Below are 20,561 nucleotides of genomic sequence, written 5' to 3'. Positions count from 1 at the left end.
TAAGACGCAAAGACGGTAGGTCTATTACAGGGGATTTGCTGAAAACTGTAAAAATTGGGGCGTATATCTGCCCGGTTTGCTTTTTGTGCAGGCGGTGTCATCTTTTAAAAATAGCAGTGCCATGTTTGTTTAAGTGATATGATTGTGAAAGGGCACTTCGCTTTTTTTATTCAGAGTATTACCGAAATATACCTTTGTATGCGGCCACGGGATCTCGATATTTTCAGCATCAAAGGCTTCCTTAATGCGTTTTCTCAGTTCTCCTGCAACATCCCATTGTTTGACAGGCTTGGTCTCGCCAAGCATCTTTATTTCGATGGCAGAATCTCCGAAGTTATCCACCCTGAGCACTTGAGGGGGTGTAATGATCATATTACCATAGTGATTATCTTGTGATAGCTGCATCCCAACTTTATTAAGTACTGAGATAACCTTATCCAGGTTTTCATTATAGGAGACAGGTATATTTATATTTACACGAGACCAGTTACGCGTAAAATTACTGGCAATTTTAACCTCTCCATTTGGAATTATATGTACAACGCCATCAAGGTCACGTAAGATGGTACTCCTGATGCTCACTTCCTCCACCTGACCCGATAGTCCTGCGACCTGAACCACGTCACCTATACTGTAGTAGTCTTCCAGCATTATAAACGTCCCGTTAATTAAATCTCCGATAAGTTTTTGGCTTCCTAATCCTACGGCGATGCCAACTACGCCGGCGGCAGCCAGCATGGGGCCAATATCAATACCCAGCTCCGATAGAATCATGAATATCGATACTGCGAAGATAGTCACATACCCGATATTGATCAGAAATTTACTCAGCATCTGAGATCTCTTGCGTATTTCCTCTTTTTCGTGTTTGCCTTTGCGGCGTGTTTTCACAAAGTTATTTATAGAGGGAGGAATAATAAAATATAGAATGCGACTAACAACGAAAGAGGCAAGAAGAATCAGCAGAATCGTAATACCATACTGCGTGCTCCAAAAAATGGCCGCCTGCCATAAACTGCCTATATCGAAAGCCTTTTTTTGTATCAGAGCATCGGCAACAATAATCAGAACGACAAGCCCTATCATCAGTGGTATCAACCAGGTCATCGGATGGCGCTTGAATTGTTCATACTGGTCAACTGCTACAAATCTGCGAGCAAGTATTCTGAGCAGGTATAAACCGATAAAAAATACAAACAGGCCGGCAGCCACAGCCGTAATCAGGGAAAACAGCTCGATGTCGGTTCTAATATATTCGTTTATAAGTGTCGAGATATTTAGCATCAGTTAAGACTGGCCGTTAAAGTGTCAGGCCATTGAGGAGTGCAGCATTTGTGTTGTTCATAATTCTATTTTGCAGCAGCAATATATATCCGAAACACGTTTTACGAAGCCGAAATTTATAAATGAATTTACCAGTTGAAGAGCAATCTTCTTTTAATGCCTAGAAAGGAAAATGTTTCAACTTTTTTAATATCCGATTTCAACTTCCCGATGATAATCCTGTCTCCGGCAACTATGACATCTTCCAACTTAACAGGAACGGGGCGTGACAATCCGGATCTGACGAGGAGGGTTTTAATAGTACCGCTCATCAGATTTATCTCAATGTCTGTGACTTTGCCAATTAAATCACCTCTTGAATCCAGTACCTTTTTACCGGTCAGATAACTCAATAACATAATACAACCACCTCAAAGTAAGTAATCATTCACTTACATTCTACGCCGCATAGCTCATTTTGTCAATGCGGATTTCTTTCAGTTTGAGTTATTGGATAACAGTATGTTTCTAGGGTATTCTTATTCTATCTTTTAAACTCTAAGCTGTGCATGCGCTGCTCAGTGGAAGACGGCAACAGCATTCGATAGGCAGATTGATAAACTATGTATGGAATTCCGACATGGTATGAAAGGAAATCATCTCTTTTTTTGGAGGGCTGAAGCTGTGAATGATAAAGAAATTGCATGCACTTTCAGGGACGAGGCCCAGAGCGGAGAATGTGGACTGAACAATTCTTTAGGCTGCAGGTATAGCAAACGTGATTTCTGGTTTTTTACACTAAATCAAATACCCTTAGCGATCATGGCGCTGTTTAGCCTTGTCTATATGGGATTACTGGCCGGATCCTGGTGGGCCTTAATAATATACGTGATCGTTGCACTGTCATTTTTTGGGCTGGGCCTTGAAACTCGCGTCCTATGTTCGCATTGTCCTTACTGGACAAACGATGGCAAGTTATTGAATTGTTGGGCATATTCAAATACATATAAACTCTGGCGCTATCGACCGGAGCCGATGAACACGCTTGAAAAAGCTATACTTGTATCGCTATTTACTTTCCTGTCAATTTTCCCGGTTATAATGACCTCTTATGGTATATGGTTAGTAACAGCTTCTTCATCGTCAATCAATCTCTTCATGTTGCTTGGAGTTATAGGCATAACGGCAGGTACTCTATTAGCGGGCATGCAGTTTTTCTATATTTTGCAGTCTCACTTTTGTTGCAGGTGCGTTAATTTTTCCTGTCCTCTCAATCGTGTATCTGCAGAAATAATTAAGGCTTTTTTAGACAGGAATCCCGTAATGAAAGAGGCTTTCGAAAAGAGTGGATATAAATTGAATTGATACCATTATTATCCGTAATCAATAGGTGCATACAGACAACGCCTGTGCGATGTGTGATTAACACATAACACTGTGACACTTTTAATCTGTGAGCTTTTAGTGGTAACATACAGGCTCGATGCGACAATCTATCACCGGGCTCGTCTAATCGAATTATGACCGAAAAAGAAACCATACTCAGCATTAAGAACCTCTCTCTATGGTTCGGCGGAGTCAGGGCGCTCACCGATGTCAGCCTCGATATCCGCAAGAACGAGATTCTGGCCATCATCGGCCCCAATGGCGCGGGCAAGACCTGCCTGCTCAACTGCATCAACGGTTTCTATAAGCCACAGAAAGGCGAGATAAGATATAAAGGAAAAAAGATAAACGGCATTAAATCGGACCACATCGCCAAGATGGGCATCGCCCGCACCTTCCAGAATATCGAACTGTATTCCGGGCTGAGCACTCTGGACAACATCATGGCAGCCCGGCATGTGCTTATGAAGCAGAACATTTTCAGCAGCCTCCTTTATTTCGGGCCGGCCCACCATGAGGAGATCGAGCACAGAAAGACCGTGGAGGATATCATAGACTTCCTGGAGATCGAACATATACGCAAGTCGATCGTAGGCTCTCTACCCTATGGTTTGAGGAAAAGAGTGGAACTGGGCAGGGCGCTGGCTCTGGAGCCACGCTTGATCCTGCTGGATGAGCCGATGGCTGGCATGAACCTCGAAGAGAAAGAGGATATCGCACGCTTTATCTACGATATATTCGAGGGACAGGGCGATACTTACCCGGCCACACCGGTTCTGCGCGACGGAGTAGACTCGATTGTCCTGATCGAGCACGATATGGGAGTTGTAATGGATATCGCAGACCGCATTGTGGTGCTGGATTTCGGACGCAAGATCGCTGACGGCACCCCCGCCGAGATAGCTCAGGACCAGAAGGTCATCGCTGCCTATCTCGGCGAGGGATAGTATTAAAAGTGCATTAATCCGTTGTGGCTAAAGCCATCTTTTACGGCGTTTATAATGCTTGATCTCCTTGTAGCTCTTTTTTTCACCTGAAGCCGAGATGCCGATGTAAAACTCCTTCACATCTTCCCGTCCCTTCAGGTAGTCTGCGGAGCCGTCCAGCACAACGCGCCCGTTTTCCATGACATAGCCGTAGTGTGCCGTATTGAGGGCCACCCTCACGTTCTGTTCGACCAGCAATATCGAGGTGCTGCGCTCCTTATTGAATTTGCGGATGATGTCGTATATCTGCTCGACAATCATGGGGGCCAGCCCAAGGGAGGGCTCGTCCAGCATCATCAGCTTGGGAGCGGCCATCATGGCACGTCCGATTACCAGCATCTGCTGTTCGCCTCCGGAGAGATATCCGGCGGTGTTCCTTTTCAGTTCCTCCAGCCGCGGAAAATAACCGTAGACCATTTTTAAGTCTGCCCTAACCTTCTGCGCGCTGGAGCGCGAAAAGGCGCCCACCAGCAGGTTCTCCTCGGCGCTAAGATGTTCGAAGACGCGCCGGCCTTCCAGCGCCTGCACGATGCCGAGCCTGCCTATATCGACAGCGTTCTTGCGATCGATCCTGACGCCGTCCCATTCGATTGTGCCGTCGGTGATCTCGCCCTCTTCGACCCTCAGCAAACCCGATATGGCTTTGAGCGTCGTCGTCTTGCCTGCGCCGTTGGCGCCGAGCAGGGCAACCACCAGGCCGTCATCCACTGAGATGGAGATGCCATGCAGCACCTTAACCACATTGAGGTAGGACACCTCAATGTTATTCAATTTCAACATTGCTGAAGCCGATCTATTTATTTACCGAACCAGTCGAAGTTCTCATAAAGGATGTTGGGAGCGTCCACCCACCCTGTCTGGGAAATCATCTGGCCGTCGTGAATCTGGAATATCTTTACGGATTTGGAGCCGCGTTTGTCCACCGGATTGGAGAAATCAACCGGGCCGTGCAATCCTTCCACGTCATAATTCTTGACGTTCATAAAACCGTTCTTCTCCGCCAGTTCCCAGGCCGCGGCGTCGCCCTTGGCCAGGGCATCGCCACCCGATACCTTAATGGCCTGGCGCAGTATCTCGGCGTTGATCAGGCTGGAAGCCCAGCCGATGAGATAGTCGTTGTTTCCGGCATACTCAGGGTGCCTTTTATCGCAGTACTCCATCATTTTGGCCATGCCGGGCACGTTATCTCCCCAATTCACTGTGGGATATACGCCGTATACATTCTGTGTCGCATCTTTGCCGGCCAGATCGATAAGTGCTTTGGTGAAGCTGGCGTGCGCGCATCCAACGGTAATCCCCGGTATCATCTTGAGGTCGTGGGCATTTTTCAGAATGACCGCGGTCGGCGCCGGTGTACTGGAAATAAAGATCACATCCGGATTCTTATCCTTGATCCTGGTCAGAGCATCTGTCTCGGATATCGTGGTTGCAGTATGTTCCTCGATCGCCACGATCTCAATACCCAGATCCTCGGCAGCCGCCCGGGCGGCGTCTCTCACACCGTAGCCTGTCGAGTTGTTCAACAGCATAAGGGCCATCTTGGGCTTGCCCTCTCCCTTCCAGATGCTCTGAAGGTAGTACCTGGCAAAGGCGGCCCAGTCATCGCCGTAGTCGGGAAGCTGTGCGTAGATATGCTGGGGTGGATGTGTCAACGACGGGGAGCTGAAGCATACCATTCCGGGGAAGCCGACCCTGTTGGCAGCTTCCTTGGAGGCGTTCATATCCTTGGATGAAACCACAGTAAAGAACGCGCAGCCATCATCCATCAGCTTTTTGACGATGGTGGTGGCCTTGGCTGCATCATAGTTGGTGTCATACCACACCGGCTCTATCTTGTACCCCTCGACACCACCAAGCTCTTCGTTGATGTACTTAAATGCATCGAGCTGGCCCTGGCCGATGGGGGCCCCTTTCTCGGCGGCCGCGCCGGTAAAAGGGACGCTGAGGCCCAGTTTGATTGTCTTCGCACCTTCAGGGGCAGCGGGTGTTGCGGTGCAGCCGGGCAGGACGGAGACGGCCAGAGCCACAAGTAGCAGCACGGCCATTGGGATTGTTATTGTACTTCTTCTCACATTAACCTCCTTTATTAATTATTGAGTTATAGTACGTTATTTCTTAATTAAAACATCAATAAGAGAACGGCCACAGCCTGTATGAGGCCTTGAATAATTGCCAGCGGTGCGCCAGTCCGTGCGGTTCGAAGATGAGGAAAATAATCATAACCAGCCCGAATATCAGCGGGCTCAGACCGGTTGCAAAGCCGGTGGGCAGTCCGCTGAAGGTCTGCTCGATCATGGGCGACAAAAACAGCACAAGCTGCTCCAACAGCCTGATAAAGACCACTCCCAGTATCGGTCCAATGGCGGTGCCCAGGCCGCCGATGATCAGTATGCCTATATACAGTATGGATTGTACGAAGGTGAAATCCTCCGGCGTGATGTTGCCGCGATACTGGGCATATAGCGATCCAGCGATCCCGGCGAAGAAGCATCCCAAGAAGAAGGCCAGCAGCTTGTAGGCGAAGACGTTTATGCCCATCACCTCCGCCGCCAAATCGTTGTCCCTCACGGCAATGAAGGCCCTGCCAATGCGGCCCCTGGCCAGGTTGGTGGCGAAGAATACGCTCAGCGCTGCTATCGACATGATTAGATAGAACTGGTCGGTCTCGTTGTCAAGCTTGAGTGGACCGATCTCAGCTATGGGGACGCTCATTCCCATCGCCCCGCGAGTCACGTCGGTCCAGTGGTTGAGTATCCATATAATGATGAACTGCGCGGCAATGGTGGTTATGGCCAGGTAGAATCCTTTAACCCTCAGCGACGGCATGCCGAACAGCAGGCCGACCAGGCCGGCCGAGAGGCCGGAGAGGATCAATGATGCCAGGAAGGGAAGCCCCAGGCTGTTGCTCAATATCGCCGTGGTGTAAGCCCCCACCGCCATAAAACCCGCATGCCCGATGGAGAGCTGCCCGCAGTAGCCCATCAGGATATTCAGGCCGACTATAGAGACGACGGTGATGCCCATCAAGTTCATCACCTCCAGGCCGGACCTCGGAAGGTAGAACGGCATGGTGGACAGCGTTACCAGGAAGAGGATAAACAGCACCCACTGCGTCTTGGTGCGTATGATGGCAGTATCCGTGCCATACGAATAATTGCGTATACCGCAGGGCAGATTCATCGACTATATCCTCTCAATCCGTTCTTCGCCGAAGAGGCCGTAGGGCCTGATCAGCATGACGATAATGATTATTACGAACGGTATCAGCTCCTTAATGCCGGGCCCCAGCAGCGGCGTCAGATAGCCGGCGCCCACGTTTTCACACAGCCCGATGATGGGTCCGGCCACCATGCAGCCTATAAACGAGTCGAGACCTCCCAGTATCACCACCGAGAAGGACTTAAAACCGGTCTCGACCAGGGCGTTGGTTATGCCGCCTATGCTCGATATCAGTATCCCGCCTATCGCCGCCACCACGCAGGCAAAGATCCATGACATGGAGAAGATGCTGGTGATCGGCACGGCGCATGCCTGCACGGCCAGCTGGTCGTCCGCGCTGGCCCGCATGGCGATGCCCATCTTGTGGAACTTGAAAAACAGGGAGAGCAGGATGAACAGGACAATCGAGATACCCGCCGCCCACAGGTATTCCTGCGAGATCACCGCGGTGCCGATGCTGACAGGCTCCTGCGGGAAGAGGGCCGGCAGCCTGGCGATACTGATCGGCCACGCCATGGTCACGACGCCCTCCAGGAAGTAGCCGATGCCCAGAGTGACCGCGATGAGGGAGAGTATCGGCTGACCTATCATCGGGCGCAGCGTGAACCGTTCGATCATCCAGCCCAGAAATATGGCAAATAATATGGTAAGCAGCATGCCGGCCCATATAGGCAGTTCGAAGTCCACCAGTGTGCTGTAAGCAAACCAGGACGAAATGAGCACAAGTTGACCCAGCGCCAGGTTGGCAACGCGGCTCGATTTCCAGATGAGCGCGAAACCCAGGGCGATGAGCGCGTAGATCATGCCCACCGCCAGGCCGGTCAGGGTGTACTGCAGCAATTGTTCCATATCAGATATCCCAAATCCTTATTAAAGTGGATACGTTGCCCTTCCTTCCGTCCCGGTAGGTTACCGAGGCGTCGACCTTGAGCGATTCTTCACCGCCGTAAATGGCATCTATGACAGGTTTATAGCGCATCTCCATGAACTCGCGCCTGAGCTTGCGCGTCCTGGTCAGCTCAGATTCGTCGGGGTCGAACTCCTTGTGCAACAGCATATACCTTCTTACCCTGGAAAGCTCGGGCAGGTAGCTGTTGACCCTCAGCAGGTCCTTCCTGACCAGGTCAGCCACCTCCTGCTTCTGAGAAAGATCGACGAAAGTTGTATAGGTTATGCCGTTGCGCTCGGCCCATTTGCCCACCATGGCGAAGTCGATATTGATCATGGTTGCCACAAAAGATTTGTCCTTTCCGCCGATCACCATCGCGTCCTTGATATAAGGGCTGAAGCGCAGCCTGCCCTCGATATATTGCGGGGCGTATCTGGCGCCGCTGACCAGGCTGCCCATATGCTCCAGCCTGTCCAGGAATATCAGGTGGCCTTTATCGCTTATATTCACCGCATCGCCGGTGTGTACCCATCCGTCCTTTTTTATCAGGGATGTCTTTTCCGGCTCGCCCAGGTAGGATGTGAAAGTACAATCGCTCCTGACCAGCAGTTCACCCTCGCCGGATACCCTGACCTCGACCCCCAGTGCCGGACGTCCCACGCTCTGAAAATCGATATCACCCCTGGTATGCGAGGAGATGAAGCCGGCCTCCGTGCTGGCGTAGGTCTGCCTTAGCTCGATACCCAGGGCATGGATTAGCTTGAAGGTATCGAGGCTGAGCACCGAGCTGCCGGTTACAGCGAACCTGACATTGCTCAGCCCCAGGCGGTCTTTAAGCGGCCTTAGCAGCATCAAATGGGCCAAGCGGTAGAGAGTGCTCCAGAATAATCCGGGTTTCGCATCGTCGAATTTAAACTCGGCCATCTTATATCCCACCGGCATCAGCAGGTGGTAGAAGAACCGCTTGAGCGGATGCGCATCGGTTATCTTGACCTGTATCTCGCTGACAAGGCTCTCCCATTGCCTTGGTCCGTATATGGCGAAATCGGGGCCGACCTCGCGCGTGTCCTCGGCGATAGTGTCCGGCTCCTCGGCGAAATTAAGTCTTGCCCCGGTCAGCAAATGGGGGATTGTTGCGAAGTAGCTGTCGCCTACCCAGGCGGCCGGAAAATTGGATACGAGGTCGTCGTTGCCGTCCAGTGGATAGACGCTGACAAATCCGCGCGCCGTGTTGACCAGCGCCCGGTGGGTCAGTACGGCCCCTTTGGGCAAACCGGTGGTGCCGGATGTGTAATAGATAAAAGCTGTATCGTCCGGCCGTCCCTCCGATACGTTCTGTTCAAATAAACCGGAAGCGGCCTCCTCGTAGGCAGCGCCCATCTTCATCACAGCGTCGAAGCTGAGCAGTCGGGGATCGTCGTAATTTCCCAGCCCCTTGGGATCCCAGTAGATGATCTTCTGAAGTGCAGGGAGCTCGTCGCACATCTCCAGGAACTTGTCGGTCTGCTCCTGGTCATTGACCAGCGCGAACCTGGCGCCGGAGTGGTTGGCGATATATTTCAACTCGGAGGGAATGGAGTCCACGAAAGCGCCGGTGGCTACGCCTCCTGCCGCCTGTACTGCGAACTCTCCCCAGAACCACTCTGGCTCGTTGTCGCCAATGATGCAGACAACGTCGCCTTTTTTTAAACCGAGGCTTACCAGGCCGAGAGAGAAGTATTTGACCCGGTTATAATATTCGGTCCAGCTGTAGCGCTGCCATATGCCGCGTCTTTTTACGCACATGGCAGTCTGACCGCTCCACCTCCTGTGGTTGGCTTCGATAAGTTGTGGAATTGTATATGTGTCGATCATGGGAGCTTAAAGGGGCGGTGGTCTGTCGACGGGGACCGCCCGGATCAAAAGAGTCTAAACATCCCGGCAGCTTTCTTAAAGCCGTCGAGGGCGCCTTCGAGAGTGCTGTGATTGACGCAGTAAGATATCCTGAAAAAGCCGGGGCTGCCGAAGCCTCTGCCCGGTACTGTCATAACATTCATTTTCTGCAACTCATGAACGAATTCCACATCATTTTCTATGGGTGTTCTGGGAAACATGTAAAAAGCCCCCTGCGGTTTTACCACCTTATAACCCATACCGGTCAGGTTATTATACAGAAAATCGCGCTTCTCCTGGTATTCCGGTATTGACACGGTCACGTGCTGCAGGTGCCTGACGATGTTCTGCATCAGGGCGGGGGCGTTGACGAATCCGAGTATGCGATTGCAGAAAATCAATCCGCTGACGATCTCCTCCTTGTTCTCCATGTCCGGATGCACGGCAATATAGCCGATCCTCTCGCCCGGCAGGGCCAGGTCCTTGGAGTGCGACGTGGCTATCATGCTCCTGTGGTATGTCTGCAGGATGGGCACGTACTTGAGGCCGTCATACATCAGGCTGCTGTAGGCCTCGTCGCTGATCAGGTATAAGGCGGTTTTCAGCGCCTTCTCCCTGTGCTCCAGCACACGGCCCAATTTTCTAACGAACGCCTCGCTGTAAACCACACCTGTGGGATTGTTGGGCGAGTTGATGATGACTGCCCTGGTTCTGGCATTAATCTTGCGCTCGAGTTGATCGAGATCGGGGAGGAATTTATCATCGCAGGGAAGGACGACCGTTACCCCTCCATGGTTGTCGATGTAATTATCATATTCCATGAAAAAGGGTGCGAATACAATCACTTCATCGCCCGGGTTCAGCAGCGTTTTGAGTATAACGTTGATGGCACCGGCTGCGCCCACGGTCATGATGATATCCTGGAAGGCGACCTCCATGTTGTTCTCATGGGAAACCTGTTTAGCCACCGATCTCCTGGTCTCTTCGTAGCCGGCGTTCTCCATATAGCGGTGCATTCCGGCCATGGGATTCTCGCTCAGCTTCCTCAGGACATGTTTGAATTCGGCGGGGGGCTCGATGATAGGATTGCCCAGCGAAAGGTCGAATACATTGTGCTCGCCGTGCTTCTTCTTCAGGACGGCAGCTTCCTCGAACATGCGCCGCACCCAGGACCCAGCTGCCATGCGCGTGCGTACGTTATCCGATATTGACACCGGCTGCTGCCCCCTTTCCTGCTTCGAAAGCGCGTTTATTTAAATCCAGTATTTTGGCCGGCAAATGCCGTGCCATGCCCTTCTGCCACTGCTCATCTGTGATTTTCAGAGGCAGAAAGCGGGATAAGTATCCCAGCATAAAGATATTCAATGTTCGGACGTCGCCCATGGCCGCCGCCTGTTCCGTGCCGCTGATAAGATATACGGCTTTCGTTACACGGCGGAATGATCCCAGTATTGCCTCGTCCTCCGGATATACCTGCGTGCCGAGAGATATTGAGAGCGGGGGAATGGCCAGGTTGTTGATGATCACGGTGCCGCCCGGCCTCAGGTAACTGACCCACCTGGCTGCCTCGAGCTTCTCGAAAGCCAAAAGTATATCGGCTTCGCAGGTATTTATCAGGGGCGACCAGACTTTTTGCCCGATGCGCAAATGGCTGGTCACACTCCCTCCCCGCTGCGCCATGCCCAGTGTGTCGGTCTTCTTGACATCCATGCCGATGTCCAGTGCGACATCGCCAAGTATATCGCTGGCGAGTATGATGCCCTGGCCGCCCACCCCCACCATCAGCACGTCCTGTTTGCCCTGGCTCTTCATTATGCCGCCTTAACCTCCGTATCTATGGCCTTTTTCGGACAGATCTGCTGGCAGATGCCGCAGGCGTCTCCCATGCAGGTACCGGCCTCGATGTAAATCCTGCCGTCCCTTTTCTGGATGGCCGGGCAGCCGATCATCAGGCATACACCGCAGTCGTTGCATACATCCTGATCGACAAGGCGCTTGTTCTTGCGAACCTTGTTGGTGACCGCGCACTGGCCCCGGACAATGACCACGGACAGCTGCTCGCTGTCAAGTGCCGACCTGATAGCGGCCCTCACCGATTTGATATCGAAAGAATTAACGACCTGTAAATTCTTTACTCCGGCGCCCTCGACAATCCTGGCGATATCGACCTTCTGCGTGGATATGCCCTGTGCCGACCTGCCCGAGCCGGGATGGTCCTGGTGGCCGGTCATGGCTGTTGTGCCGTTGTCGAGTATGATCACGGTGATTCTGGCATCGTTATATACGGCGTCTATGATGCCGGTGATGCCAGAGTGCATGAAGGTTGAGTCGCCGATAACCGCGGCCACTTTGCTGCTGACTCCAGCCTTGACCAGGCCGATGGCCTGTCCTATGCTCGCCCCCATGCAGGCCGTGGTGTCCATGGCACGCAGCGGGGGATAGGTGGCAAGGGTGTAGCAGCCGATATCGCCGGTGATGACCAGGCCGGATTCCTTCTCAGACCTGCCTCTGGCATCGAGCACCTTTGATCTCTTTCCGATCGTGCTGAGCACAAAAAAAGCGCCGGCATGCGGGCAGCCGGCGCAGAGCAGAGGTGGTCGTCCCGGCAGGTTGCCGGCGGCGGCCGCTTCAACTGCCTCAGCAGGGGGAATGATCTCCGCCTTGACGGCCGCATAGCGTACGGCGCCGGTGTTCAGCTCACCATGTCGCGCTATATGTTGTTTTCCTTCGACCTTGATGCCCATTGCCTTGATGTTTTCTTCCAGGAAGGGGTCCAGCTCTTCGACGACGAACAGTTTGTTAACTTTTCCGGCGAAGCGTTTAATCAGTTTGGTAGGTAGAGGGTAAATCAATCCGAGCTTTAGGAATGAAGCGCCGGGGAAGACTTCCCTGGCATATTCATAGCTAACGCCGCTCGACACGATGCCCGTGCGGCTATCTCCCTCGATAATAATGTTGAGCGGGGTTACCTCGGCCAGCTCGGTGAGATCTTCCATGCGGCTGTGCATATACGGCACCCTCAGACGCGCGTGTCCGGGGAGCATCACATACTTCTCCACGTGGTGGTGAAAAAACTTATTCCTCTCCACCCTCAGAGCGCCCATATCCACCTCGACCACTGATTTGGAATGCGCAACCCTGGTAGTTATCCTGAAAAGAACAGGGGTATCGTATTTCTCGCTGATTTCATATGCTGCGGCCATGAAATCGTATGCTTCCTGGCTGTCGGCGGGCTCGATCATGGGCACCCTTCCCAGCCGGGCAAAGTGCCGGTTGTCTTGTTCACCCTGGGAGCTGTGTATGCCGGGATCATCTGCGGAAACCACTACCAGGCCGCCATGCACGCCCGTCGTCGCCGCGGCCATGAAGGGATCGGCCGCCACATTCAATCCCACGTGTTTCATGGAGACCAGCGTCCTCACTCCGGCATAGGAGGCGCCCAAACCCACCTCCATGGCGACCTTCTCGTTGGTGGACCACTCGGCATAAAGGTCCTTGAACGCCGCCATGTTCTCGAGGATCTCCGTACTGGGCGTCCCCGGATAAGCTGTGGCCACCCTCACCCCGGCGTGGTAGGCGCCCAGTGCGATAGCCTCGTTGCCCGATAGTAGTTTACGGCTCTTGCTCATAGCGTATGCGGATAAATTTAAATTTGAAGCCTAATTATAATAGCAGCAGGCGGATAAGTTCAATCCTGTGCGGCGGGATCAGAACACCGGAGGCTTCTTTTTCAGCGTCTCGATCAGCTTATCCAGGGGTATCGCTGCCAGCGTCAGGCTCTGAAGGCCTCCTGCAGAGAGATGGATGGCCAGTTCGGCCGCCTTTTCATTGTTGGGCGCATCGATAATATGCACAAAATCATACTGCCCCAGCAGAGCGTACTGGGCCAGTATTTTTACGCCCATATATTCGACTTCCTTATTTAATTCCTTCAGTTTTTCAGGGTATTCCTCGATTGCCTTTCTGCCGTCACCGGTCAGGGTTGAGAGCATCAAATATATGGCCATAACTACCTCCAAGTAAATAATTAAGCGGTTGCCTGCCTAATACAGGAGATTTCATATACTGATATCAGGGCACACCCATTTTATCACTTAACGCTTTTATGGACGTAATCAAGTACACAGAGAACCAGGCATTGACCGCCCGTCGACCCCGGACTTGACAGATTTGCAGCTATTCATAGTAATATAATATACTGTTCGAGACCTGCCGTCGTGGCAGGCAGTGAATAAATATAAATTTACATGCACGCTAACAAATATATCTACCGATAGTGGCTCTGGACAAGCCGCCGGATCTTCCCGGCGGCGCTGGAGTCACGAATCCAAACCCTGCAGATCCCTTAAACACAGTTGTGTCCCCGTATTATTAATCTTAGTGGAGGTATATCTATGAAAAGGACGGCGTTTATTCAGGCATTAGTGGCATCGCTGCTGGTCATAGCTCTGGCAGCATCGTGTGGCCCGGCGCCCGCGGCGCCTTCGGAGAATACATCGACCGCAGCGGTGGTCACGGATAACACGACATATGAATTCACCTACAGCGTTTTCTTCCCTCCCGTGCACAAGAACTCCATCCTGGCCCAAAAATTTGCCGATGAAGTCAACGCGCGCACCAACGGCAGGGTCAAGATCACGGTATTCACGGGCGGCACCCTGACCAAGGCGCCGCAGGTATATGACGGTGTTGTCAACGGCCTCTCGGATATGGGGATGTCGGTTGTCTCATACACCATGGGACGCTTTCCTGCCGCCGAGATGGTGGAATTGCCACATGGTTATCTCAACGGCTATGTATCCACCAGGGTGGCCAACGATTTCTATAACGAGTTCAAACCGAAGGAGTTCGACGACGTTCACGTGCTCTACTTCCATGCCCATGGCCCCAGCGTTATTTTCTCGGTCAAGAAGCCTGTCAGGCAGATCGAGGACCTGAAGGGCATGGTGATCAGGTCGACCGGCGTCGGCGCCAGCATCATCGAGGCGCTGGGTGGCAAGGGATATGGCGCGGCCCAGAACGAAGCCTACGAGCTTATGTCCAAGGGTACCATCGACGGCAGCTACACCCCCCGCGAGACCTTAGAGGGATGGAAGCAGGCCGAGATCGTGAAATACGTCACGGAGTGCCCCGAAGTGGGCAGCACCGCCAATATGTTTGTAGTCATCAACAAGGCCAAGTGGGACAGCCTTCCACCGGATATCCAGAAGGTGTTCACGGACGTCAGCAACGAATGGATCGAGAAGCATGCCAAGACCTGGACCTGGTATGACATCTCCGGACTGCAGTTCTTCAAGACCTTCGAAGGCCGTGAAGTTATCCAGCTGTCCTCTGATGAGGTGGCTAAATGGGTAACGGCCACGCAGTCGCTCAAGGATAAATATATTACGGAAAGGGACGCCAAAGGCCTGCCTGCCGATCAGTATGAGAAATACCTGATGGAGAGGGCCGAGTACTGGGCGGGCAAAACCCCCACCGACCAGGAATGCATAGACTTCGTCAGCTCCGAGTTCGCAAAATAACGTAACCATCACCAACAACGAATCGTACGGGTGGCAGTGCAGAATCATGCCTGCCACCCATACTGATGTAGATTTAGATGTTCAACAAGTTCGAGAAGGCAGTAACCGGCATCGCGGGATGGCTTAACTGGGTGGCCTGCGCCAGCCTGGCTCTGATGGTCACGCTGGTCCTCGTCGACATCTGCGGGAATAAATTTTTCAAGGTTCCCCTCCCGGGCGGCATCGAGCTGGTCAGCCTGCTCAGTGTCGCGGCGATAGCGTTTGCCATCGCACAGACCCAGGTCACCCACGGGCATATCGAGGTCGAGATGCTGGTAAGGAAATTGCCGCGCACAGCACAGAAGGTCATCGCAGCTTTCGTGCACTGTCTGGGTATCTGCCTTTTCGTCATACTGGCCTGGCAAAGTTACACCTATGGCCTGTCTCTGCAGTCCAGCGGAGAAGTCTCTATGACGTTGCGGATACCTTATTACCCGTTTATCTGGGCATTGGGATTATGCAGCCTGGCAGTTGTGCTGGTGCTCATCATGCAGATGATCAAAATGCTGAGGAACATGAAATAGTATGGACAACATAACACTCGGTATAGTCGGCGTGGTCGTCCTGATTATCATCTTCCTGCTGCGTATGCCGGTGGGATTCGCCATGGCCTTTGTCGGCCTCATCGGATTCAGTATAGTTGTTACACCTGCAGCGGGCATGAACCTCCTTGCCCGCGATTTTTTCGATATTTTTTCATCGTATTCATTGACTGTCATACCCATGTTCACACTGATGGGCTGTATAGCCTCCGAGTCTGGCATGAGCCGGCGTCTTTACGATGCAGGTTATGTTCTCTTCAGCAAATTCCCCGGCGGGCTGGCCCTGGCCACGGTTATCGGCTGCGCCGGTTTCGCCGCCATCAACGGTTCGACCAGCGCCACTGCCGCCGCCATGGGCAAGGTCTGCATCCCTGAGATGAAACGCTACAACTATAAAAGTTCAATGGCCACCGGGATTGTAGCTGCAGCGGGCACTCTGGGCATCATGATACCGCCCAGCACCATCTTTATTGTCTACGGCATACTCACTGAGCAGTCCATCGGTAAGCTTTTTATGGCCGGCGTGCTGCCCGGCCTGCTGATCGCCGCGCTGCTGATGGTCACGGTAGCTATCATCTGCATGCGCAATCCGAAGCTGGCGCCCGCCGGCGAGGCGTCCACTTTCAAGGAGAAGATGGAGGCACTGACCGGCATCATAGAGATGCTCTTCCTCTTCTGCTTCGTGATACTGGGACTTTTCTTCGGCTGGTTCAGCCCGACCCAGGCGGGCGCGGCAGGCGTAGGCGGGGCTATACTCATCGGATTAATAACCAGGACGCTTACCTGGGCGGGCTTTGTCAATGCCCTTAAAGATACCGTGCGCGTCACCTGCTTCGTCATGATCATCGTGGCCGGGGCCACCGTTTTCGGACATTTCATCGCCATAACCACCATACCCATGATGCTCACCGATTGGGTCAGCGCTCTGCCGCTGCCTCCCGTAGCCATCATGGGTGTAATTGTCATTATCTATATGCTGGGCGGGTGTTTCATGGATTCGCTGGCCCTCATCACACTCACCATACCCATCTTCTACCCCGTGGTGCTGGCGTTGGGTTTCGATCCCATCTGGTTCGGGGTAATCATAGTGCTGGTGACCGAGATAGGCGTGATTACGCCACCTGTGGGCTTGAACGTATATGTCATCAAGGGTATCGCCCCCGATGTGCCGCTCGAGACTATTTTCAAGGGTATATTGCCTTTTCTGGCCGCTCTGGCCGTTGCTGCGGTCATCCTGCTGACTTTTCCACAGATTGCAACATTCCTGCCCGGTCTGGCAACATATTAAGTGCGCTGCCTGTGTTATTGTGAGGTGATGAGTTGATGGTTACCATACCCGAGATGCTGTCCCGGAATGCCAGGATGTACCCGGACGACTGTGCGCTGGTCGAGCTCAAGCCCAGCCTGAATTATCGTCGGGAGATGACGTGGAGACAGATGGATGAAGAGGCCAATCGCGTTGCCAACGCCCTGATCGAGATGGGTGTTAAGAGGAGTGACCGCGTCATCATGTGGATGATGAATTCAATCGACTGGTTAATTGTCTATTTCGGCATATTAAGAAGCGGGGCGTGGGTTGTACCGCTCAATTTCAGGTTTACCGCCGGTGATTTTCTCTATTGCACGGAGATATCCGGGGCAAGATACATGATTATAGGCGAGGAGTTTATCGAGAGAGTCGACACTGTTAAGAAACAGTTCAGCGAGGTGGAGGGTATACTTGCCTTCGGTGAGAGAATGCCGGGATATATGGCTGCGTATCAAAGCTGGATTAACCGGCGTCCCACCTCATGTCCGCACGTCGACATAAGCCGTGACGATGCCTGCAGCCTGTATTTTACATCGGGCACAACGGGCACCCCCAAGCCCATACTTCTGACACACGATAACCTGAGGTGCGCCGCTGTGACCGAATATGCCCACCACCGGCAGGAGAAATCGGACAATTTCGTGCTCATTCCACCGCTGTATCACACCGGATCGAAGATGCATTGGTTCGGCAGCCTGATAACCGGGGGCAGGGCAACCCTGCTGGGAGAGGTCAATCCTCACAATATACTGGAAACCGTTAGCAGGGAACGGGGAACAATCGTCTGGCTGCTGGTACCCTGGGCCCATGACATACTGGTGGCACTGGAAGACGGCCGGATTAAAAAAGAGGATTACGACTTGAGCTGCTGGCGTCTGATGCACATCGGGGCGCAGCCCGTGCCCCCTTCGCTGATCAAACGCTGGATGGCGGCTTTTCCGGGCATGCAATACGATACGAATTACGGTTTGAGCGAGGCCAGCGGACCGGGATGCGTGCACCTTGGTGTGGAAAACGTCCATAAGGTTGGGGCCATTGGCAAAGCGGGATTTAACTGGGAGACCAAAATCGTCGCTGAAAACGGCGAAATGCAGGGGGCAGGGAAGATAGGTGAACTGCTTGTGAGGGGCGAGGGTGTGATGAAGGAGTACTATAAGAATCCCGAGAAGACGGCCGAGGCGCTGTGCGACGGCTGGCTCCACACGGGTGACATGGCCAATATGGACAAAGACGGGTTCATCTTCCTGGTCGACAGGAAAAAGGACGTTATCATCACGGGCGGTGAAAACATCTTCCCGGTTGAAGTTGAGGACGCTATCCATAACCTGGATTCGGTGAACGACGTAGCCGTCATAGGGATTCCCGATCAGAGGTTGGGTGAGATCGCAATTGCCATCGTGGACCGCAAGCCGGGCGCAAACGTCAATAAAGAGGAGATCATCAAGTACTGCATGGACAATCTGGCCAGGCACAAGGTGCCCAGGAAAGTGATCTTCGGCAAAGTCCCCAGGAATCCCACCGGCAAAATCGAGAAACCCGGATTACGCGAAAAATACAAACCTCTTAACAGCGCAGGCTGATTATTATCCTGCTGCTCTATCCCACCTGTGCAGGCCTATCCGTCCGGCTCCGGACTTTGTGCAGCATAAACGTATTAAGATATAATTTTACCTCCGGGAGGACATTTTGCTTAAAACTCATAATTGCGGACAGTTACGCGCCGCCAATGTCGGGGAACAGGTGACTCTGGCTGGCTGGGTGCACAGACGCAGGGACCACGGGGGACTGATCTTTATTGATCTGCGCGATCGTGACGGCATTACCCAGGCGGTCTTCAATCCGGAATTGGCGCCTGATATCCATGCTATGGCAAACGGGCTGCGCAACGAGTATGTAATCCAGGTAACAGGAAAGGTGGAACCCAGGCTGAAGGGGGCGGAGAACCTCAAGCTGCCTACCGGTGCGATCGAGGTCATAGCCAGCGGGCTGAAGATACTCAATACGTCCAAAACACCTCCGTTTTACATAAATGAAGAGGTGGATGTGGACGAAGCACTTCTGCTGAGGTATCGCTACCTGCATTTGAGGCGGGCGGGCATGCGCGACAACCTGCTCCTCCGGCACCGTGTTATCAAGTACATGCGGGACTTCCTCGATGCAAGGGATTTTGTGGAAGTTGAGACCCCCATCATGATTAAGAGCACGCCGGAAGGCGCCAGGGATTACGTGGTGCCCAGCCGCATCCACGCCGGCAAGTTCTACGCCCTGCCTCAATCACCACAGCAGTTGAAACAACTGCTTATGGTGGCGGGTATCGAGAGATACTATCAGGTAGCGCGCTGCTTCCGCGATGAGGATACGCGTGCCGACAGGCAGCCCGAGTTCACCCAGCTCGATCTCGAGATGAGCTTTGTCGATGAGGAAGATATCCTCGTATTGCTGGAGGATATGTTCACCGGGCTAATAGAATCATTGACGCCGGAGATACGCCTGGTTAAGCCATTCCCCAGGATGTCATATGCCGAAGTGCTCGACCGGTACGGCACCGATAAACCCGATATTCGTTTCGGGCTCGAGCTAAAGGATATCTCGGACATAGTGGCGTCCAGCCCGTTCGTCGTTTTCAAGTCGGCTCTTCATGGCGGTGGCAGGGTAAGGGGAATATGCCTGCCAGGCTGCGCCGGCTATACACATAAACAGATAGACGAACTGACGGAACTGGCCAAATCATGCGGCGCTGGGGGATTGATCACTTTGGCCTGGCTGCCTGGCGGCTCCGGAGAGTCCGTTGAAAACGTCAGCTTTGATTGTGTCAAGTCAATAGCCACAAAACACCTGGATATCGATCAGATCAGGCGGATACTGGGCAGTTTCACAGCCCGTCCGGGAGACCTGGTGCTGATAGCGGCGGGAGAGCCCGCTATGGTGAATAAGGTGTTGGACGAGCTAAGGCGCGAGATGGGCAGGCGGCTGGACATGTGCGATCCAAACCTGATGGCCTTTGTTTTTATCACGGATTTCCCGCTCTTCGATTGGAACAGTGAGAGGAAGGTGTGGGACTCCATGCATCACCCCTTCACGGCGCCCTTCGACGAGGATATACCCCTGCTGGACACCGATCCCGCTAAGGTGCGCGCCCGCCACTATGACATCGTCTGCAACGGGTACGAGCTTTCCAGTGGAAGCATCAGGATACACAACCGCGCCCTGCAGGAAAAGATTTTCCATGTCCTCGGGTACAAGAAAGAGGAGATCGAGGCCCAGTTCGGCAGTTTCCTGGAGGCGCTGGAGTATGGCGCGCCGCCGCACGGCGGTGTCGCACCCGGCATCGACCGCTTCGTTATGATGCTGACGCACAGCAAGAGCATCCGTGACGTCATCGCATTTCCCAAAAACCAGGCCGCCGTGGACCTGATGACGGATGCCCCGTCAGCAATATCGGAAGAACAGCTCAAGGAGTTGAACCTGAAAATAGTCGAGCCGCAGGTTTGACCTATATCTTTTTGAAGACCATTTTTGCAATGTTATAATAAC

At 53.0% G+C, this 20,561-nt stretch carries 18 protein-coding genes; 7 read left to right on the top strand and 11 right to left on the bottom strand.

What is annotated here, in order from left to right:
* Nucleotides 1-129: 129 nt before the first annotated feature.
* Together WC359_02960 and WC359_02955 are read right to left on the bottom strand one after the other, a co-directional pair.
* Nucleotides 130-1,284, bottom strand: a complete 1,155-nt coding sequence (locus WC359_02960) for a mechanosensitive ion channel family protein (GenBank protein MFA5399385.1) — start codon at nt 1,282-1,284, stop codon at nt 130-132.
* A 128-nt stretch (nt 1,285-1,412) separates the two neighbouring features.
* Nucleotides 1,413-1,682, bottom strand: a complete 270-nt coding sequence (locus WC359_02955) for a PRC-barrel domain-containing protein (GenBank protein ID MFA5399384.1) — start codon at nt 1,680-1,682, stop codon at nt 1,413-1,415.
* A gap of 265 nt (nt 1,683-1,947) precedes the next feature.
* Between WC359_02955 and WC359_02950 the strand changes: the two genes are divergently transcribed.
* Nucleotides 1,948-2,628: a hypothetical protein gene (locus tag WC359_02950; protein ID MFA5399383.1), complete on the top strand. Its 681-nt coding sequence runs from the start codon at nt 1,948-1,950 to the stop codon at nt 2,626-2,628.
* Nucleotides 2,629-2,783: 155 nt separating this feature from the next.
* Nucleotides 2,784-3,596 carry an ABC transporter ATP-binding protein gene (locus tag WC359_02945; GenBank protein MFA5399382.1) on the top strand — a complete coding sequence of 271 codons (813 nt, stop codon included), beginning with the start codon at nt 2,784-2,786 and terminating at the stop codon, nt 3,594-3,596.
* A 27-nt stretch (nt 3,597-3,623) separates the two neighbouring features.
* Here WC359_02945 and WC359_02940 read toward each other — a convergent pair whose 3' ends face one another.
* The 9 genes from WC359_02940 to WC359_02900 form a co-directional block, all read right to left on the bottom strand.
* The gene (locus WC359_02940; GenBank protein MFA5399381.1) at nt 3,624-4,415 is read right to left on the bottom strand and encodes an ABC transporter ATP-binding protein; all 792 of its coding nucleotides are present in this window, start codon (nt 4,413-4,415) and stop codon (nt 3,624-3,626) included.
* 17 nt (nt 4,416-4,432) lie between these two features.
* Nucleotides 4,433-5,707 (bottom strand): ABC transporter substrate-binding protein, encoded by a 1,275-nt coding sequence (locus WC359_02935; GenBank protein MFA5399380.1) that lies wholly within the window; start codon nt 5,705-5,707, stop codon nt 4,433-4,435.
* Nucleotides 5,708-5,762: 55 nt separating this feature from the next.
* Nucleotides 5,763-6,815, bottom strand: coding sequence for a branched-chain amino acid ABC transporter permease (locus WC359_02930; protein MFA5399379.1), 1,053 nt, complete (start codon nt 6,813-6,815; stop codon nt 5,763-5,765).
* A gap of 3 nt (nt 6,816-6,818) precedes the next feature.
* On the bottom strand, nt 6,819-7,703 hold the full coding sequence (locus tag WC359_02925; protein ID MFA5399378.1) for a branched-chain amino acid ABC transporter permease: 885 nt from the start codon (nt 7,701-7,703) through the stop codon (nt 6,819-6,821).
* Nucleotide 7,704: 1 nt separating this feature from the next.
* Nucleotides 7,705-9,597: an AMP-binding protein gene (locus tag WC359_02920; GenBank protein MFA5399377.1), complete on the bottom strand. Its 1,893-nt coding sequence runs from the start codon at nt 9,595-9,597 to the stop codon at nt 7,705-7,707.
* Between the two features lie 44 nt (nt 9,598-9,641).
* A complete protein-coding gene (locus WC359_02915) occupies nt 9,642-10,829 on the bottom strand; it encodes a pyridoxal phosphate-dependent aminotransferase (protein ID MFA5399376.1) in 1,188 nt (395 codons plus the stop codon).
* Nucleotides 10,813-11,427, bottom strand: a complete 615-nt coding sequence (locus WC359_02910; protein MFA5399375.1) for an indolepyruvate oxidoreductase subunit beta — start codon at nt 11,425-11,427, stop codon at nt 10,813-10,815. Before WC359_02910 ends, WC359_02915 begins: the two co-directional genes overlap by 17 nt.
* Nucleotides 11,427-13,244, bottom strand: a complete 1,818-nt coding sequence (gene iorA, locus WC359_02905; protein MFA5399374.1) for an indolepyruvate ferredoxin oxidoreductase subunit alpha — start codon at nt 13,242-13,244, stop codon at nt 11,427-11,429. The genes WC359_02910 and iorA overlap by 1 nt, the downstream gene beginning before the upstream one ends.
* 78 nt (nt 13,245-13,322) lie before the next feature.
* Nucleotides 13,323-13,622: a GYD domain-containing protein gene (locus WC359_02900; GenBank protein ID MFA5399373.1), complete on the bottom strand. Its 300-nt coding sequence runs from the start codon at nt 13,620-13,622 to the stop codon at nt 13,323-13,325.
* A 387-nt stretch (nt 13,623-14,009) separates the two neighbouring features.
* Here WC359_02900 and WC359_02895 point away from each other — a divergent pair, with 387 nt between their 5' ends.
* From WC359_02895 to aspS, 5 genes are all read left to right on the top strand, one after another.
* A complete protein-coding gene (locus WC359_02895) occupies nt 14,010-15,137 on the top strand; it encodes a TRAP transporter substrate-binding protein (protein ID MFA5399372.1) in 1,128 nt (375 codons plus the stop codon).
* Nucleotides 15,138-15,214: 77 nt separating this feature from the next.
* Entirely contained in the window at nt 15,215-15,700 is a 486-nt protein-coding gene (locus WC359_02890; protein ID MFA5399371.1) for a TRAP transporter small permease, read from the top strand.
* 1 nt (nt 15,701) lies between these two features.
* On the top strand, nt 15,702-17,006 hold the full coding sequence (locus tag WC359_02885) for a TRAP transporter large permease (GenBank protein ID MFA5399370.1): 1,305 nt from the start codon (nt 15,702-15,704) through the stop codon (nt 17,004-17,006).
* 35 nt (nt 17,007-17,041) lie between these two features.
* On the top strand, nt 17,042-18,607 hold the full coding sequence (locus WC359_02880; GenBank protein ID MFA5399369.1) for a class I adenylate-forming enzyme family protein: 1,566 nt from the start codon (nt 17,042-17,044) through the stop codon (nt 18,605-18,607).
* 106 nt (nt 18,608-18,713) lie between these two features.
* Entirely contained in the window at nt 18,714-20,519 is a 1,806-nt protein-coding gene (gene aspS / locus WC359_02875; protein ID MFA5399368.1) for an aspartate--tRNA ligase, read from the top strand.
* Nucleotides 20,520-20,561 lie beyond the last annotated feature (42 nt).

The sequence above is a fragment of the Dehalococcoidia bacterium genome, assembly GCA_041653995.1.
Classification (GTDB): Bacteria; Chloroflexota; Dehalococcoidia; order GIF9; family UBA5629; genus CAIMUM01.
Note: the sequence above shows the minus strand (reverse complement) of the source record. Positions and strands in the feature narration are given on the sequence as shown.

What these genes read in the sequence shown, in the direction of transcription:
- WC359_02960 (MFA5399385.1), bottom strand. Translation starts at nt 1,284, where the DNA reads ATGCTAAATATCTCGACACTTATAAACGAATATATTAGAACCGACATC.
- WC359_02955 (MFA5399384.1), bottom strand. Translation starts at nt 1,682, where the DNA reads ATGTTATTGAGTTATCTGACCGGTAAAAAGGTACTGGATTCAAGAGGT.
- WC359_02945 (MFA5399382.1), top strand. Translation starts at nt 2,784, where the DNA reads ATGACCGAAAAAGAAACCATACTCAGCATTAAGAACCTCTCTCTATGG.
- WC359_02940 (MFA5399381.1), bottom strand. Translation starts at nt 4,415, where the DNA reads ATGTTGAAATTGAATAACATTGAGGTGTCCTACCTCAATGTGGTTAAG.
- WC359_02930 (MFA5399379.1), bottom strand. Translation starts at nt 6,815, where the DNA reads ATGAATCTGCCCTGCGGTATACGCAATTATTCGTATGGCACGGATACT.
- WC359_02925 (MFA5399378.1), bottom strand. Translation starts at nt 7,703, where the DNA reads ATGGAACAATTGCTGCAGTACACCCTGACCGGCCTGGCGGTGGGCATG.
- WC359_02920 (MFA5399377.1), bottom strand. Translation starts at nt 9,597, where the DNA reads ATGATCGACACATATACAATTCCACAACTTATCGAAGCCAACCACAGG.
- WC359_02910 (MFA5399375.1), bottom strand. Translation starts at nt 11,427, where the DNA reads ATGAAGAGCCAGGGCAAACAGGACGTGCTGATGGTGGGGGTGGGCGGC.
- iorA (MFA5399374.1), bottom strand. Translation starts at nt 13,244, where the DNA reads ATGAGCAAGAGCCGTAAACTACTATCGGGCAACGAGGCTATCGCACTG.
- WC359_02900 (MFA5399373.1), bottom strand. Translation starts at nt 13,622, where the DNA reads ATGGCCATATATTTGATGCTCTCAACCCTGACCGGTGACGGCAGAAAG.
- WC359_02895 (MFA5399372.1), top strand. Translation starts at nt 14,010, where the DNA reads ATGAAAAGGACGGCGTTTATTCAGGCATTAGTGGCATCGCTGCTGGTC.
- WC359_02890 (MFA5399371.1), top strand. Translation starts at nt 15,215, where the DNA reads ATGTTCAACAAGTTCGAGAAGGCAGTAACCGGCATCGCGGGATGGCTT.
- WC359_02885 (MFA5399370.1), top strand. Translation starts at nt 15,702, where the DNA reads ATGGACAACATAACACTCGGTATAGTCGGCGTGGTCGTCCTGATTATC.
- WC359_02880 (MFA5399369.1), top strand. Translation starts at nt 17,042, where the DNA reads ATGGTTACCATACCCGAGATGCTGTCCCGGAATGCCAGGATGTACCCG.